Annotated in this window: 2 protein-coding genes; both read left to right on the forward strand. The window is 59.5% G+C overall.

The window, feature by feature from the left end:
- On the forward strand, positions 1–228 hold a 228-nt coding region (locus tag OQK_RS00570), incomplete at its 5' end, for a helix-hairpin-helix domain-containing protein (protein WP_038860113.1).
- Positions 229–255: 27 nt separating this feature from the next.
- The coding region (locus OQK_RS00575) for a translation initiation factor IF-2 N-terminal domain-containing protein (RefSeq protein ID WP_016770654.1) at positions 256–1,546 on the forward strand (1,291 nt) is incomplete at its 3' end.

A 1,546-nucleotide genomic window follows, 5' to 3' on the forward strand; every position in this document is an offset into this window, starting at 1 on the left:
AAAGCCATCGCTACTGAGGAAAAGCTGGCAGACGCCCATCCGGCCGAAGACCTGCTCTCGCTTGAGGGTATGGACAAGGATTTGGCGATGGAACTGGCGGTGCGCGGCGTAATTACCCGCGAAGACCTGGCCGAGCAGTCTATTGACGACCTGCTCGACATCGACGGCATTGACGATGATCGTGCCGGCAAGTTGATCATGGCCGCCCGAGCCCACTGGTTCGAGTAATTAGGCGCGGCCTGAGGAGAGAAGTGCATGACGCAAGTCACGGTGAAACAACTGGCCGATGAGGTCAAAACACCGGTAGAGCGCCTGTTGCAGCAGATGCGTGAGGCAGGTCTGCCGCACACCGCCGCCGACGAAAATGTGACTGACAGTGAGAAGCAATCCCTGCTGACTCACTTGAAGAGCAGTCACAAGGCGAAAGTGGAAGAACCACGCAAGATCACGCTGCAGCGTAAAACCACCAGCACCCTGCGTGTGGCTGGTAGCAAGAGCATCAGCGTTGAAGTTCGCAAGAAGAAAGTTTTCGTACAGCGCAGCCCGGAAGAAATCGAAGCCGAGCGCAAGCGTGAACTGGATGAGCGTCGCGCAGTAGAAAATGCTGCCCGTCAGAAGGCTGAAGAAGAAGCCAAGCAACGCGCCGAAGAAGAAGCGCGTCGCCAGCCTGCTGCTGCGCAAACCGCTGCCAGCGACGCCGTTGCGGCGCCGGCTGCCGCTGCCGAACCTGTTCGCGAAAGCGCACCGGTGGCTGCTGCTCCTGCTCCATCGGCTGACGTTCGCAACAAGCAGAACGAACAGCGCCGTCCGGACAAGCCACGTGCCGACGACAACAATCGTCGCAGCGGTGGTGGTGATGGCGAGCGCAAAAACGCTCCGCATCGCGCATCGGTCAAAGAAAAAGCCCCGGCGCCACGTGTGGCGCCACGCACTACCGACGAAGAAAGCGATGGCTTCCGTCGTGGTGGTCGCGGCAAGGCCAAGCTGAAGAAGCGCAACGCCCACGGTTTCCAGAGCCCGACCGGCCCTGTCGTGCGTGATGTGCAGATCGGCGAGACCATCACGGTTGGCGATCTGGCCAATCAGATGTCGGTCAAAGCGGCTGAAATCATCAAGTTCATGTTCAAACTGGGTACCCCAGCGACCATCAACCAGGTGCTTGATCAGGAAACTGCTCAACTGGTAGCCGAAGAACTGGGCCACAAAGTGACCCTGGTCAGCGACACCGCTCTGGAAGATTCCCTTGCCGAGTCCCTGAAGTTTGAAGGTGAGTCGTTCTCCCGTGCACCAGTCGTGACCGTAATGGGTCACGTTGACCACGGTAAGACTTCCCTGCTCGACTACATCCGTCGTGCCAAGGTAGCTGCTGGCGAAGCCGGCGGTATCACCCAGCACATCGGTGCATACCACGTTGAGACTGATCGCGGCATGGTCACTTTCCTCGACACCCCTGGTCACGCTGCGTTTACCGCAATGCGTGCCCGTGGTGCCAAGGCGACCGACATCGTGATCCTCGTGGTTGCAGCGGACGACGGCGTGATGCCGC

The sequence above is a fragment of the Pseudomonas sp. R62 genome (assembly GCF_000257605.1).
GTDB classification, from domain to species: Bacteria; Pseudomonadota; Gammaproteobacteria; order Pseudomonadales; family Pseudomonadaceae; genus Aquipseudomonas; species Aquipseudomonas atacamensis.